Annotated in this window: 15 protein-coding genes; 7 read left to right on the plus strand and 8 right to left on the minus strand. The window is 64.8% G+C overall.

Features of this window, described 5'->3' with window-relative positions; genetic code table 11:
• Positions 1-12 precede the first annotated feature (12 nt).
• Complete coding sequence (locus WIR04_RS18605; RefSeq protein WP_338888906.1) at positions 13-1,281, plus strand: O-acetylhomoserine aminocarboxypropyltransferase/cysteine synthase family protein; 1,269 nt, start codon at positions 13-15, stop codon at positions 1,279-1,281.
• 101 nt (positions 1,282-1,382) lie between these two features.
• Positions 1,383-2,009, plus strand: a complete 627-nt coding sequence (locus WIR04_RS18610) for a glutathione S-transferase (protein WP_338888908.1) — start codon at positions 1,383-1,385, stop codon at positions 2,007-2,009.
• A gap of 180 nt (positions 2,010-2,189) precedes the next feature.
• Here the strand turns inward: WIR04_RS18610 and WIR04_RS18615 are convergent, their stop codons facing one another.
• Positions 2,190-3,365 (minus strand): iron-containing alcohol dehydrogenase, encoded by a 1,176-nt coding sequence (locus WIR04_RS18615; protein WP_338888910.1) that lies wholly within the window; start codon positions 3,363-3,365, stop codon positions 2,190-2,192.
• Positions 3,366-3,821: 456 nt separating this feature from the next.
• Here WIR04_RS18615 and WIR04_RS18620 point away from each other — a divergent pair, with 456 nt between their 5' ends.
• Complete coding sequence (locus tag WIR04_RS18620) at positions 3,822-4,376, plus strand: hypothetical protein (RefSeq protein WP_338888912.1); 555 nt, start codon at positions 3,822-3,824, stop codon at positions 4,374-4,376.
• Between the two features lie 114 nt (positions 4,377-4,490).
• Here WIR04_RS18620 and WIR04_RS18625 read toward each other — a convergent pair whose 3' ends face one another.
• From WIR04_RS18625 to WIR04_RS18640, 4 genes are all read right to left on the minus strand, one after another.
• Complete coding sequence (locus tag WIR04_RS18625) at positions 4,491-4,928, minus strand: hypothetical protein (protein WP_338888914.1); 438 nt, start codon at positions 4,926-4,928, stop codon at positions 4,491-4,493.
• Between the two features lie 225 nt (positions 4,929-5,153).
• Positions 5,154-5,900, minus strand: coding sequence for an SDR family oxidoreductase (locus WIR04_RS18630; protein WP_111910704.1), 747 nt, complete (start codon positions 5,898-5,900; stop codon positions 5,154-5,156).
• Between the two features lie 42 nt (positions 5,901-5,942).
• Entirely contained in the window at positions 5,943-6,188 is a 246-nt protein-coding gene (locus WIR04_RS18635; protein WP_338888917.1) for a DUF3624 family protein, read from the minus strand.
• A 13-nt stretch (positions 6,189-6,201) separates the two neighbouring features.
• A complete protein-coding gene (locus tag WIR04_RS18640) occupies positions 6,202-6,660 on the minus strand; it encodes an N-acetyltransferase (RefSeq protein WP_338888919.1) in 459 nt (152 codons plus the stop codon).
• A gap of 185 nt (positions 6,661-6,845) precedes the next feature.
• Between WIR04_RS18640 and WIR04_RS18645 the strand changes: the two genes are divergently transcribed.
• Positions 6,846-8,288 (plus strand): RimK family protein, encoded by a 1,443-nt coding sequence (locus WIR04_RS18645; protein ID WP_025325520.1) that lies wholly within the window; start codon positions 6,846-6,848, stop codon positions 8,286-8,288.
• 24 nt (positions 8,289-8,312) lie between these two features.
• Positions 8,313-8,849, plus strand: a complete 537-nt coding sequence (locus WIR04_RS18650; protein WP_338888922.1) for an MgtC/SapB family protein — start codon at positions 8,313-8,315, stop codon at positions 8,847-8,849.
• 60 nt (positions 8,850-8,909) lie between these two features.
• Here the strand turns inward: WIR04_RS18650 and WIR04_RS18655 are convergent, their stop codons facing one another.
• Both WIR04_RS18655 and WIR04_RS18660 read right to left on the minus strand, forming a co-directional pair.
• Positions 8,910-10,526 carry an alpha-amylase family protein gene (locus WIR04_RS18655; protein ID WP_338888924.1) on the minus strand — a complete coding sequence of 539 codons (1,617 nt, stop codon included), beginning with the start codon at positions 10,524-10,526 and terminating at the stop codon, positions 8,910-8,912.
• 124 nt (positions 10,527-10,650) lie between these two features.
• Positions 10,651-10,923, minus strand: coding sequence for a DUF2442 domain-containing protein (locus WIR04_RS18660; protein ID WP_338888926.1), 273 nt, complete (start codon positions 10,921-10,923; stop codon positions 10,651-10,653).
• A gap of 262 nt (positions 10,924-11,185) precedes the next feature.
• Here WIR04_RS18660 and WIR04_RS18665 point away from each other — a divergent pair, with 262 nt between their 5' ends.
• Complete coding sequence (locus tag WIR04_RS18665; RefSeq protein WP_338888928.1) at positions 11,186-13,150, plus strand: LTA synthase family protein; 1,965 nt, start codon at positions 11,186-11,188, stop codon at positions 13,148-13,150.
• A 54-nt stretch (positions 13,151-13,204) separates the two neighbouring features.
• Here WIR04_RS18665 and WIR04_RS18670 read toward each other — a convergent pair whose 3' ends face one another.
• The gene (locus WIR04_RS18670; protein ID WP_338888930.1) at positions 13,205-13,675 is read right to left on the minus strand and encodes an Lrp/AsnC family transcriptional regulator; all 471 of its coding nucleotides are present in this window, start codon (positions 13,673-13,675) and stop codon (positions 13,205-13,207) included.
• 160 nt (positions 13,676-13,835) lie between these two features.
• On the opposite strand from WIR04_RS18670, the gene WIR04_RS18675 reads away from it, so the two are divergent.
• The gene (locus WIR04_RS18675) at positions 13,836-14,354 is read left to right on the plus strand and encodes a tyrosine-protein phosphatase (protein WP_025325514.1); all 519 of its coding nucleotides are present in this window, start codon (positions 13,836-13,838) and stop codon (positions 14,352-14,354) included.
• The last annotated feature ends 96 nt before the right edge of the window (positions 14,355-14,450 follow it).

Consider the following 14,450-nt stretch of genomic DNA (forward strand, 5'->3'; position numbering starts at 1 on the left):
AAGGAGTGTGTGATGAAAGATGCGACCCTGGCCCTGCACCACGGCTTTTCCCACGATCCCGCCACCAAGGCGGTGGCCGTGCCCATCTACCAGACGGTGGCCTACGAGTTCGACAGTGCCCAGCACGGGGCGGATCTGTTCAACCTCGCGGTGCCTGGCAACATCTACACCCGCATCATGAACCCCACCAACGACGTGCTGGAACAGCGGATGGCCGCCCTAGAAGGGGGCATAGCCGGTCTGGTGGTCTCGGCGGGATCCGCTGCTATCACCTACGCCATCCAGGCGCTTACCGCCGCCGGCGACAACATCGTCTCCACCCCCCAGCTCTACGGCGGCACCTACACCCTGTTCGCCCACATGCTGCCGAGTTTCGGGGTCGAGGTGCGTTTTGCCAAGGATGACAGCGCCGAGGCCATCGCCGCCCTCATCGACGACAAGACCAAGGCGGTCTATTGCGAGAGCATTGGCAACCCGGCGGGCAACATCGTCGATCTGGCAGCCTTCGCCAGGGTGGCCCATGCCCGCGGCGTGCCGCTCATCGTCGACAACACTGTCGCCACCCCTGTGCTGTGCAAACCCATAGAACACGGCGCCGACATAGTGGTGCACAGCCTGACCAAATATGTCGGTGGCCACGGCAACTCGCTGGGGGGTGTCATCGTCGACTCGGGCAAGTTCCCCTGGGCGGATCACGCCGCGCGCTTCCCCCAGCTCACCCAGCCGGAGCCCTCCTATCACGGGGTGGTCTATACGGAAGCCTTTGGGCCTGCGGCCTTTATCGGCCGGGTACGCACAGTGCCCCTGCGCAACACGGGCGCGGCCCTGGCACCGATGAACGCCTTCCTGCTGCTGCAGGGGCTGGAGACCCTGAGCCTGCGCATGGAGCGCCACGTGGACAACGCCCTGCGGGTCGCCCACCACCTCAAGCATCACCCCAAGGTGGCCTGGGTGAGCTACGCCGGTCTGCCGGGTCACCCCCACTATCCGCTGGCGGAGAAGTACATGGGCGGCCGCCCCTCGGCCATCCTCTCCTTCGGTCTGAAGGAAGGGTATGAGGCCGGGGTGCGCTTCTACGATGCGCTCAAGATCTTCAAGCGGCTGGTCAACATAGGGGATGCCAAGTCCCTGGCCTGCCACCCCGCCTCCACCACCCATCGCCAGCTGAGCGACGCCGAGCAGGCCAAGGCCGGAGTCAAGCCGGAGATGATCCGGCTGTCGGTGGGGATCGAGGCGATCGAAGACATTCTGGCGGATCTGGATCAGGCGCTGGAGGCCTGAGTCAGCACAGAGCGGGCATCTGCCCGCTCTTTTTTGCCTGCCGGTGAACCACTTGCCTCGCCCACTCGTACACCTCATCCTGCCACCGAATCGAGGTCCCTATGATTGTCCTGCACCACCTGAACAAGTCCCGCTCACAACGCATCATCTGGCTGCTCGAAGAGCTGGACCTGCCCTACCGGATCAAGGCCTACCAGCGCGACGCCACCAGCTTCCTGGCGCCCCCCGAGCTCAAGGCCATCCATCCCCTCGGCAAGTCACCCGTCATCGAGTTCGACGGCCGCGTATTGGCCGAATCCGGCGCCATCACCGAGTACCTGATAGCCCGTCACGCCCCGGAGCGGCTGGCGCCAGCCACCGACAGCCCCGACTACCCCGAGTACCTGCAATGGATCCACTTCGCCGAGAGCTCCGGCATCTTGCCGCTGCTGCTGGACATGTTCGTGCGCAAGGACGGCAGCCCGATGCGCTTCCTGCCGGGCTACGCCCAGGTGGAATGCGCCAAGGTGCTGGGCTATCTAAATGCGGTCTTGAGCACTCGCCGCTATCTGGTGGGGGATCGCCTCTCCGGCGCCGACATCATGAACTCCTTCCTGGTGGATCTGCTGGCACAAAGCGGCCAGCTGGCCCAGTTCCCGCACCTGCTGGCCTACTGGGAACGCCTCAATACCCATCCGGCCCGCCAGAAGGCGGCAGCCCTGGAGCGCGAGCTGGATCAGAGCGCCTGAGCCCCCGGCGCGCCACCATGCAAAACGCCCCGAATGAGGGGCGTTTTCTTTTCAACTCGTCAGCCAGATGATCAGAGCGCGTGGGAGAGGATCCTGGCTACCTTGTCCGGATCTATGTCCTGCTGCTCACCGAGGGCGGTCAGGCCGAAACGCTTGAGGTTGGAGCACAGAACGCAGGGATCACAGCGCGTGGGAGAGGATCCGCGCCACCTTGTCGGGATCGATATCCTGCTGCTCACCGAGGGCGGTCAGGCCGAAGCGCTTGAGGTTTGAGCAGATGGCGGGGATGCAGCTCTCGTTCAGACCGTAGTCGGCGAGGCGGGTGCCCACCCCCATCTGCTGGAAGAACTGCTCGGTGCGGATGATGGCCTCCTCGATGCGCAGCGCCTTGTCCTCCCGGCGGGAGTGCCAGACCCGCTCGGCGAACTGGGCCAGCTTCTCCTGCTTCTGGGCCGCCTGTTCCCGCAACAGGGAGGGCAGCACCACCGCCAGGCTCTGGGCATGATCCAGCCCGTGCAGGGCGGTGAGCTGGTGACCGATGGCATGGGTGGACCAGTCCTGAGGCACGCCGCGCCCGATGAGGCCGTTGAGGGCCAGGCTGGCGGCCCACATCAGGTTGGCCCGCACCTGGTAGTTGGTGGGTTCCGTCAGCGCCCGCGGGCCGTTGTCCACCAGTACCTGCAGCAGGCCCTCCGCCAGCCGGTCCTGCACATCCCCTCCCACCGGGAAGGTGAGATACTGCTCCAGGATGTGGACGAAGGCATCCACCACGCCGTTGCCCACCTGGCGCGCCGGCAGGCTGTAGGTGGTGGTGGGGTCCAGCACCGCAAAGCGGGGCAGCACCAGCGGATTGTAGAAGGAGAGCTTGGCCTCCCCCCGGCTCACCACGGCGGCGGGATTGCTCTCGGAGCCGGTGGCAGGCAGGGTCAGCACGCAGCCGAGCGGCAGTGCAGCCTTTACCGGCGCCTTGTCCAGCAGAATGTCCCAGGGGTCCTCCCCCTCGAAGCAGGCCGCGGCGGCCACGAACTTGGTACCATCCACCACGGAGCCGCCACCGACCGCCAGCAGGAAGTCGATGCGCTCGCGTTTGACCAGATCCACCGCCTCCATCAGCTGATCGTACTGCGGGTTGGCACCGATGCCGGGAAACTCCAGCCACTCCCGTCCCACCAGCGCCTGGGTCAACTGCTCATAGACGCCGTTTTGCTTGATGCTGCCGCCGCCGTAGAGCACCAGCAGGCGGCTGCCCGCCGGTATCAGCTCCGGCAGCGTGGCTATCTGGCCCTCCCCGAAACAGACGCGGGTGGGATTGGCATATTGGAAGTTGTACACGGCAGAGCCCTCGGTTGAATGCATGCTGGGGGATTGTGCGCCAGCCATCCCATCAGGTCAAAAAACGGGGGCAGAGGGATCATTCCCCTGCGCCCTCATGGCGCCGCGCCATCTGGTCATCCTGTCGGGTCAAAAAACGGGGGCGAGCCATCAAAATGGCGATCCCCCCTTTGGCATCATGGTACTCAGGCATGACTTTTCCATGGTGTCACTGGAGCAGTCCCCTGCTCCCTCATGGCGCCCGCCATGCCGTCATCCCATCGGGTCAAAAACGGGAGCGGGCCATCAAAATGGTGATGCGTTCTCTTTGACATGATGGTACTCAGGTGTGACTTTGCTATGGTGTCACTGGAGCAGGGGGAACACTCCCCGCTTCGTCATGGCGCCGCGCCATGTCGTCATCCTGACGCCTCTCGCGGGGTTCTGTTTTCCAGTCATAGGGTCTCAATCATGAAACTGAAGCACGCATGGATCGCAGGAGTGCTCACTCTCTGTGTCAATCCCCTGATACAGGCCGCCGAAGTGACCGCCAATGTGGCCGTCACCCCGGGCCAGGCCAGCCTGGCAGAAGAGGTGAAGGCCGAGGCGACCGTCACCGCCATCGATCTCGCGACCCGCAAGATCAGCCTGAAGAATACCGAAGGCCAGACCTTCGATCTGGTCGCCGGGGAAGAGGTGACCAACCTCCAGAACCTCAAGGTGGGGGACGTGGTGGCGCTGCGCTACCTGCAACTGCTGGATCTCGAGCTGCTCAAGGGCACAGCCGGCGTGAGAAAGCGGGTAGTGGAAGTAGAGGGGAGCAAGGCGGCCGCCGGCGAGCAGCCGGGCGCCGGGGCTGGCATGCAGGTCACCATCTATGCCGACGTCATCGACGTCGACAAGGCGCAGCAGACCATCAGGGTCAAGGGTGTGGACGATACCCTCACCCTCAAGGTGAAGGATCCGGCCCAGTTCGCCCTGATCGCCAAGGGGGATCAGATCAAGGCCGTCCAGACCACGGCCATCGCCATAGGGATAGTGCCCAAACAGCCCTGAGGCACCCCGTCTGCGGCAGGGAGGGCGCTGGCGCTCCCTGCTTCATCCTTCCCCGGCATCCGGGGCAAAATCTTACCCAGTTGACACCAAAGATTGCCGTTCGAGTCGTTGGTATCAGGCCTGGGCGCTCTGCCCGCCAGAGGACTTGCCGGTGAGCCTGTCCATGGCCGCCTTGAGCATGGCATCACGCTGCTCGGTCAGGGCCCTGGTCTGGGTCTCCCGCTCTTCGGCCGAGAGCTTCTTGTTGTCGGCCAACCCCTTGATCTGGCTCTCGAGATCGTCAAATTTTTTGCGATCGAAGCCGAGTGCCTTGTCCACCAGCTGCTGTACCACCGTATTGTTGGCGCTCCCGGCCAGGGAGGCGCTCTTACCGCTCCTGGCCAGATGCTCGTAAGTCAGTACCTGCTGTGCCTTGCCGGTCAGCACCTGGCTGGAGAGGCTGACCTGCTGATCCCAGCCCCCCTGCTGGCTGTCATCGCCACTGAGGGTGGCCAGGGCACGGCTGTGGGACGCACTCTGGGCGAGTTGCTGACCATAAGGTTTGATGTCCATGAAGGCTCCAAGCTGCTGCCGGCCAGGCCGGCGTCCGGGGAGACACTCCCCGCCAATAACCATGACTCAGCAAGTTGCAGGCCAACTTGACCACCAGGTGGCGGCAATCTGGGACAGAAGGTGAATGACAACAGGCGGGTGCCGCGGGCAGGCGGGAAAAAACGACAGGGCAGCAGCGAGAAGAGGCACCCAGGGGTGCCTCTTCTCATCCCGGCGAGACAGGGTTCAGCGACGGCTGATCTGCAGCGGGCCAAAGGTCTGGGCCACCGGCATGATCTCAATGCTGTTGATGTTGACGTGGGCGGGCTGCTGGCTGACCCAGAGCACCGTATTGGCGATGTCCTCCGGCTGGATGGCCTGCACCCCCTGATAGACGGTCGCCGCCTTGGCGTCGTCACCGTGGAAGCGCACGTTGGAGAACTCGGTGCCGCCGCACAGGCCAGGCTCCAGGTTGGTGACGCGGATGGCGGTGCCCGCCAGATCGGCCCGCAGGTTCAGGCTGAACTGCTTCACGAACGCCTTGGTGGCGCCGTAGACGTTGCCGCCCGGGTAGGGATAGGTGCCGGCGATGGAGCCGATGTTGACCACGTGGCCGCGATTGCGCGCCACCATGCCCGGCAGCAGCAGGCGGGTGAGCAGGGTCAGGCCGCTGATGTTGGTGGCTATCATCTGCTCCCAGTCTTCCAGATCCGCCTTGTGGGCAGGCTCAAGGCCGAGCGCCAGCCCGGCGTTGTTGACCAGCAGATCCACCTCCTGCCAGGCGGCCGGCAGCCCCTCGATGGCGGCGCGGGTGGCCGCCTTGTCCTGCACGTCGAACGCCAGCGGCAGGAACTGCTCCCCCAGCTCGTCGGCCAGGGCAGCCAGCCGCTCGGCACGGCGACCGGTGCCTATCACCCTGTAACCAGCCTGCACCAGCTGACGGCTGATGGCCTCACCAAACCCGGACGAGGCGCCCGTTACCATTGCGATCATCTGAACCTCCATTGTTATTTATCTGGTTGAAACAAAAAGAATTCACTCATTATCCAGCTCGCGCCCCGTCACCTTGCGCCAGAGGAAGACCGACAGGTGCAGCAGCAGCAGGCCGCTGCCCCCCAGGGCAAACAGCAGGCCGGTGAGGGCGTTGACCGAGGTGTCGGCGCCACACCACCACCAGACCAGCCAGCCCACGGCCCCGATGACGAAGGTCTGGATGGCGCAGATCGGGCAGCGTCCGAGCTTGGCCCTGATGGCGGTAGCGAGGCAGTTATCGCAGCTCATCCCCTCTCCTCTCTCAGTCCTGCTTCAGCGCCAGCACCAGCCGGTGCGCATGCTGGCCGGGGCCGTAGTAGTCTGGCAGCCTGAGCCTTGGGCGAAACCCCAACCTGTGGTAGAGGGTCTGGGCCTCGGGGTTGGCGTCGGCCACCTCGAGCCGGATGGCACCCCAGCCCGCCTCCCGGCCCTCCCGGATCACCTGCTCCAGCAGGCGCCGGGCCCAGCCTTGGCGGCGCACCGTCCAGCGAATGGCGAGGGTCTGGATGATGAGCCTGTCCCAGCCCCTGTGCTCCAGCACGCTGAGGTAGCCCATCAACTGCGCCTTCTCATCCATCAGCAGCAGGGTGCGCCCCTTGGCATGGCTGAGCAGGTAGTGCCAGCGGCTGCGGCCGAAGGCGACCTCGGGGGGGAAACAGTAGCGTTCCAGCTTCACGATGGCGCCCAAATCATCGGTTCGGGCCGCGCGCACGGTCAACACGGGGAGTCCTTGTTCGGTTATTTATCCTCAGCACCAGAAATGCGACTTGTATCACAAGTTACCAAGGCAGAATATTAGGCACTGTAACCTCTTGTTTCCCCTCGCGCCATTGTCGTGCTTGTCGGTGCATCGAAGCCCACTGGGGATCCTGCCTTTCAGGCAGTCCTTTCTGTGGAGCCGAAAATATGAGTACCTATGTCATCGTCGAAGAGCTGGGCGACTGGCCCTGCCATGCCGATTATCTGCTGACCGCCCGCACCTATCTGCAACACGGCGTGCCGACCACGGGCGGCCGCCCCCGCATCATCAACCTCTGCCGCAGTCTGGAGCACCTGAGCGCGGGCTATTACTGCTCACTGCTGGCCCAGGCCCGCAGTCACCACTGCCTGCCGGGACTGCAGGCCATCAGCCGGCTGCAACCCCAGCAGCCACCGGCCAAGCTGTGGCGCAAGCTGCAGGGCTGGCTGACCCGCCAGAGCGAGGACAGGATCCGGGTGCGCGCCATCTTCGGCCAGTGCGAGCAGAGCGAGCTAGGGGGGCTGGCCCGCTACTACTACGGCCTGAGCCAGCTGCCGCTGCAGGAGCTGACCCTCAAGCGAGGCCGTCACGGCTGGTCGGTGCGCCAGCAGCAGAGCCTCTCCCCGCTGGCGTTGAGCCAGAGCGAGCGGGAGCTGATGCTGCAACACGCCCAGGCCCTGGTGGGCACCGGGGGCGAGGAGCAGACGGCGCCGCTCTATCAGCTCGCCATCCTGATGGATCAGAACGATGGCCGCGCCAGCAGCGATGCCCTGGCGATAGAACGCTTCATCCAGGCTGCCGCCGCCCAGGGGATCCAGGCCGAGATACTGGCGCCCTCCGCCATAGAGCGACTGCCGGAGTTCGATACCCTCTGGCTGCGGGCAGAAACAGCGGTCGGCCACTACACCTTCGAGTTCGCCCGCCGCGCCGAGCAGCTCAAGATGCCGGTGATCGACAGCTCCCGCGCCATCCTCGCCTGCAGCAACAAGCTCTACCTCTACGAGTTGATGGTGCGCAGCGGCGTGCCCATGCCCCCCACCATGGTGGTGACCCGCCGCGGCCGCCACCAGGTGGACGAGCTGGTGCAGCGCCTCGGCCTGCCGCTGATGGTGAAGGTGCCCGACGGTGCCCAGGGGCGGGATCTCGCCATGGCGAGCGACGAGACCCAGCTCACCCGCCTGCTGGACGAGGGGCTGGGCCGCTCAGCCCTGCTGCTGGTGCAGAGCCGGATCCCCGCCGAATTCGACTGGCGCATCGGCTTTCTCGACGGCTCGCCGCTGTTCGCCTGCCGCCGCTACCGGCCGGAACCCGGCAACCGCATCCGCCGCCGCAAGCACCCCCTCGACATGAGCCGGATCGAGGCACTGCCGCTCAATGAGGTGCCGGAGCGGGTGTTGCAGACCGCTCGCCGCGCCGTGCACCAGCTCGGCAACGGCCTGTTCGGGGTGGATCTGCGCCAGCAGGGCCAGGGCTGCGTGCTGCTGGAAATCATCGACAATCCCTGGATACGTGGCGATATTGAAGACAGAGAGGCCAAAGATCTCTACGAGCGCCTGGCCAGGGCCTTCCGGCAACGGCTGGAGAACCGGGGACAGAGCGCGGCAGGATAACAAGCAGGATCGGCAGAGGTGGGTATGATGACAACGCAGTGGTGGGACATAGCGCCCCTTGGCTGGAACAACATTCTGGCCTGTCTGGTGTGCGGCGGTCTGGTCGGGCTGGAGCGTCAGTTGCACGGCAAGCCGGTCGGCATTCGCACCTCCTCCCTCATAGTGCTCGGCACTTACTGCTTTCTCGCCATCGGCGCCGCCGTCAGCCCCCAGTCTGCGGATCAGGCGCGGGTGCTGGGCCAGCTCATCACCGGCATCGGCTTCCTCGGCGCCGGGGTCATGATGACCCGGGATGGTCAGGTGCTGGGGGTGACCTCGGCCGCCACCATCTGGATGCTGGCGGCCCTCGGGGCCCTGATCGGCATGGGAATGCTGCACCAAGCGGTGCTGCTCACCGGCGTGACCCTGGGGATCCTGGTAGGGGTTCACTACCTGGAGACCAGCTTCAAGAGCCTGCGCCGCGGGGTGCACAACCGGCTGGAGCACTGGCGCAACGGCAACGAGCGCGCCGCGCCGGCCAGCCCCCGTCAGGAGGAGCTCGGCAGCGGCCTCGAGAAGTGATCCTCCCGTCAGCAGGCAACAAGAAGGGCTCCCGCGGGAGCCCTTTTGCTGTTTGCCGTCTTATTGCAGCAGCAGGAAGCGGCCACTGAGGGGCGGCAGATCCACCGTCAGGCTGCTGCCACCCAGCGCCAGACTCTCGCCGCTTTGCAGGTCCACCAGGGCACTGCCACTGCGCAGTTTGCCGACCGGCAGGGCATAGCTTTTAGGCGTGGTGGAGAGGTTGAGCAGGTAGACAATCTGCTCGGCCGCCGTCTGCTTGATGTCGCCGTAGACGCTGCCATCGGCCACCAGCTTGACTCGCTCCCCCTGATAGAGGGCGGGATGGGCGGCGCGCAGGGCCAGCAACTGCCCAAGCCACTGCTTGAGCTCGGCCTGCTCGACGCTCGGGGTGAAGCCGGTGACACCGGGCACCTTGCCGTCGCTGCGGGCCACGTGATCGTCGCACAATCCCTGGGCCGCACAGTCACCGCTCACCTGCTTGGCAAAACCCGGCACCTCGTCGCCAAATTCCTCGCCGTAGTAGAGGGTGATGGGGCCGGAGCGGGCAGCCAGGAAGCTGAAGGCCGCCTTGTGGCGCTGCCAGTAGTCCGCCTGATTGAAGTTGCCACGCTCCAGCAGATCGCCGAAGCGCACCAGATCGTGGTTGCCCAGCATCAGGTTCGGCATGGCGTGATTGGGGTAGTTCTCCACCTTGTTCCAGCTGGCATCGAGCACGCTGGCCCCCTGGCCGCCCTTGCCGGACTCCTCCACCGCCAGCGCCTGCACCAGGCCGTAGCGCAGCGGGAAGTCGAACGCCGAGGAGAGCGCCGGGTTGTCGCTGCTGCCATAAGCCTGGGTCCGGATCTCGTCAGCCCCCTTCCACAGCTCCCCCACCATGTAACCCAGAGTGCCCCACTGCTGGCCGGCGGCCTTGCGTGCCGCGCTGGCCTGCTCCACCTCGGTGCGAATGGCGCGCCAGTCGTCCAGCCCCAGCTGATAGGCCTGATCGAGGCGCCAGCCGTCGATACCGTACTGCGCTATCCAGTAGCGGGCCACCTCCTTGAAGTAGGCGAGGCTCTCGGGCTGGCTGTAATCCACCAGCTGGCCCGGATAACCGGCACCGCCGCTCTTGAGGGCAGGCAGACGACCCTCCGGGGAGGGCTTGCTCACCCCCACCTTGTTGACGTGGCCGAAGACGCCGTCGAGGAAGACATAGAGGCCGCGCTGGTGGGCCGCCTCCACCAGTTTTTTCAACTGGGCATTGCTGCCGAAGTTGGGGTCCACGTTGAAGAAGTCGCAGGCGAAATAGCCGGTGGCATCCAGCCGATCGTCCCCCGCCTGACCGGCGCAGGAGTCGAACACGGGGGTGAGCCAGATGGCGTTGACGTTGAGGCTCTTGATGTGGTCCAGGCTGTCGATGATCCCTTGCAGATCGCCGTTGTGCCTGGAGGGGCCGTAGCCGACGCCGTAGTTGGCACTGCCGTCGCCATCGACGAAGGACTCCACCATCACCTGATAGGTTCTCAGGTTGCAGGCGGGCTGATCATCGCCATAGCAGGCGCGACTGTCCGAGGTGGGGGGCGGATTGACCACGGGGCGCTGGGTCTCGCTGCCGGATCCCCCGCCGCCGCTGCCGCACGCTGTCAGTAACAAGGCGGCCCCGATCAGGCCGCCATGGCGCAACCTTCCTTGTTTCATTGTTATCTTCCCGCTGTGGTGGTGCTGGCGCAAAATGCGCCACCCTGAGGCCATGATAACGGCCTGGCCAAAGCGGGTCTGTGACTGAAAACGTTACCTGACTCAACGAGTTAGCCCGTCACTCTCAGCCCGGGTTACGATCGGGGAAGACCTCGCGCTCGTCGATGGGGGCAATCAGGTGATAGACCTCCTGGGCCGACAGGGTGCAGCCCGAGGGCCACTCCAGCTGGTGGCGGCGATTGATGAAGACCCGGGCGACGCGACGCTCGGTGTCTATTGCGGCAAACAGGGGCTGGCTGCGCCAGGGGGTCAGGTCCAGCGCCCCGGTGGTGCCGTCAGAGAGCACCACGAACAGGCACCAGCCGTGCACATACTCCACATCGATAAAGACCGGCATCCCTTCGGCTCCGATTGAGAAAATCCGGCGCCATTATAGGCAAGCACCACGCCGCACTTTGCAGTGGGGATCACACAACGCCCAGTCATTTATGCTGTCTTTTGGCTCCCCCGGGAGCCCTCATTTAAAAATCAATGTTATCAATAGCACCCGGTCGCTCCCTGTGCCGCAACCTTTCTCAGCCCCCATTGTCATAACCCTGCAATATAAAAAAAGCTGTCCTCGGATGGGCATCAAAAAACAGGCTTTATCAGGAAAAACAATGACAAAAATAAGACATTGGCTGGGTCCATTTTGGCCCATCGCCATTTTTTCGGTGATCGCGCTCATCGCCCTCTCCGCCAGCCGGGCAGGCCTGGGGCTCTGGCAACAGGAGCGGGTCGACGCCGTCGCCGGTTGGTCACAACTGCTGCTGCAAGGTATCCGGGTCGACCTTGCCACCCTCTGCTGGCTGTGGGGCGTGCCCGCCGTCTTCACCCTGCTGCTGGCCGGTCCCCATGCCCCGGGCCGCGCCTGGCTGCAGCTTGTCCGGGTCTGGCTGACCCTGGGGCTCTGGCTGATGCTCTTCCTCGAGATCTCCACCCCCGCCTTCGTCACCGAATACGGGGTGCGCCCCAATCGCCTCTATATCGAATATCTCATCTACCCGAAGGAGGTGCTCGCCATGCTGTGGGCGGGCCGCAAGGGCGAACTGCTGCTGGCCCTGGTGTTCAGCCTGCTGACCCTGGGGGGCGGCTGGTGGCTGAGCGGGCGCCTGATGCGGCACCTGAGCTTCCCGCGCTGGCATCTGCGCCCGGCCTTCGCCCTGCTGATCCTGGCCATCGGCTTCCTCGGCGCCCGCTCCAGCCTGGGGCACAGGGCCCTGAACCCGGCCATGGTGGCATTCGCCAGCGATCCCCTGGTCAACGCCCTGACGGTCAACTCCGCCTACTCCCTCTTCTTCGCCATCAAGCAGATGAGCAACGAGGAGAGTGCCGGCGAATTCTACGGGGAACTGCCCCGGGAGCGGATCCTGGAACTGGTGCGCGAGGAGAGCGGCCGCCCCGGCCAGGACTTCAACTCCGAGATCCTGCCCAGCCAGACCTTCAACGAAGCCAGCCATGGCGGCAAGCCGAAGAACCTGGTGATCCTGCTGCAGGAGAGTCTCGGCGCCCAGTTTGTCGGCTCCCTCGGCGGCTTGCCCCTGACCCCCAATATTGATGCGCTGTCTCGGGAGGGGTGGGCGTTCGAGCAGCTCTACGCCACCGGCACCCGATCGGTGCGCGGCATAGAGGCGGTGCTGACCGGCTTCACCCCGACCCCGGCCCAGGCCGTGGTCAAGCTCGGCAAGAGCCAGACCAACTTCTTCACCATCGCGGATCTGCTCAAGCAACGGGGCTATGACACCAGCTTCATCTACGGCGGCGAGAGCCACTTCGACAACATGCGCAGCTTCTTCCTCGGCAATGGCTTCACCACCATAGTCGAGCAGAAGGACTTCAAGAACCCTGTGTTCGAGGGCTCATGGGGCGCCTCGGATGAAGATCTCATGGCCAAGGCCAACGACACCTTCGAGGCACTGCACAAGCAGGGCAAGCCCTTCTTCAGCCTGGTGTTCAGCTCCAGCAACCACGATCCCTTCGAGTTCCCGGACGACCGCATCACCCTCTACGAACAGCCCAGGGCGACCCGCAACAACGCCGCCAAATACGCGGATTACGCCGTCGGCGAGTTCTTCAGGAAGGCCAGGGCATCGGACTACTGGAAGGACACCCTGTTCCTGGTCATCGCCGATCACGACAGCAGGGTCGGCGGCGCCAGCCTGGTGCCCATCCCCCGCTTCCATATTCCTGGGGTCATAGTGGGAGAGGGGATAGCGCCGAAACAGGATAGGCGCATCGTCAGCCAGATAGACATGGCGCCCACCCTGCTCTCCCTGATGGGCATAAGCGCCGACTACCCCATGCTGGGCAAGGATCTGACCCGGATGCCGGCGGACTGGCCGGGGCGCGCCATCATGCAGTACGACAAGAACTTCGCCCTGATGCGGGGCAAGGACGTGGTGATACTGCAACCCGAGCGGGCGGCGGAAGGTTTCGTCTATGACGATGCCAGCGAGACCCTCACCCCGGCTCCTCAGCCGGATGCCATGAAGGATGCCGCCCTGGGCCTGGTACTCTGGGGCAACCTGGCCTACCAGCAGGGGCTCTACCAGACGGCGCCGGACGACAGGCTCGCCCTCAACTGAGATGCAGAAACGAAAAAACCGCCAGCTGGCGGTTTTTTGCGGCTTCCCTGGCGATCAGGGGGGGGTGAAGCAGGGCAGGGAGCGGCTGAACCTGTGCTCGAACACCAGGGAGGTCTCGAGGTGCACCACCTCTTCCCGGGAGGTGAAGTGATCGAACACGAAATTGCGCAGGTGCTCGGTGTCGGCGACGCAGAGGTGCACCAGGAAATCATCCTTGCCACCCATGTGAAACAGGCTGATCACCTCGGGCAACGCCAGTATGGCATCGCGAAACGCATCAATGATCTGCCGGCTGTGGCGCGCCAGCTGCAGGGAGACCATGGCCTGGATATGGCCGCCCAGGGCCTGATAATCCACCTCGCAGTGAGCGCCCTTCAGCACCCCGTCCTGTTGCAGCTTGCGCACCCGCTCCAGGCAGGTGGAGGGAGCCACCCCGACCAGGGCCGCCAAATCCTTGTTGGTCATGCCCGCATCGCGAAACAGATGGGCCAGGATGTCCAAGTCCAGTTGATCCAGGTTTCTCATCTTTACTCCTTCCATCGCTCAATTTTTTTAGACTCTGCCCGTAAACCGGGCCGAACACAACGCAGATTGACATCGCACCCGCGCCCTCTATGCTGTGCCGCACTCAAACAGGGGGCCAACAAGTTCGCTTGACGCCCTCTCAGCACCGACAAGGATCCTCATGCTCAGTGCCCACCCCTTCTGGAGCCTGGAGGTCCCGCGCCTCGACGGTCAGCTGTTGCTCACCCCCTGCCCCGGCAACCAGCAGGTTGCCATGCCCCTCGCCCTGGCCCAGTTGCAGCTGGCCGGTGCCGGCGGTGTGCTCACGCTGATGACGGAGGATGAGCTGGCCGCGCGCGGCGCAGGGTCCCTCGGCTCACTGGTCAGGGCCAGGAGCATGGCCTGGTTCCACCTGCCCATAGCGGACGATGAGGCCCCCGATGAAGCCTTCGAGCAAGCCTGGCCTCCCGTGCTGCCGCAACTGCTCTCCCTGCTGCGCGAGGGCAGGCACCTGGCCATTCACTGTCACGGAGGGAGCGGCCGCACCGGGCTGGTGGCGGCTCTGCTGCTGCTGACCCTGGGTCAGCCCCAGCCGGAGGCCATGGCCGCCATCCGGGCCCGGCGGCCCGGCGCCTTTACCCTGGCCTGCCACCGTCACTGGCTCGACACCCGGGGGCGACGGCTGGCCGGAGCAGACTGAGGGGCGCCCTGGCCCTTGGGCTGCTGATTAAGTGAATACCTTGCCGATGCCCTCCAATCAATAGCGGGTGAGCCGGCCCTATGACACCTAGCCTTT

It is taken from the genome of Aeromonas rivipollensis (genome assembly GCF_037811135.1).
GTDB lineage: Bacteria > Pseudomonadota > Gammaproteobacteria > Enterobacterales > Aeromonadaceae > Aeromonas > Aeromonas rivipollensis.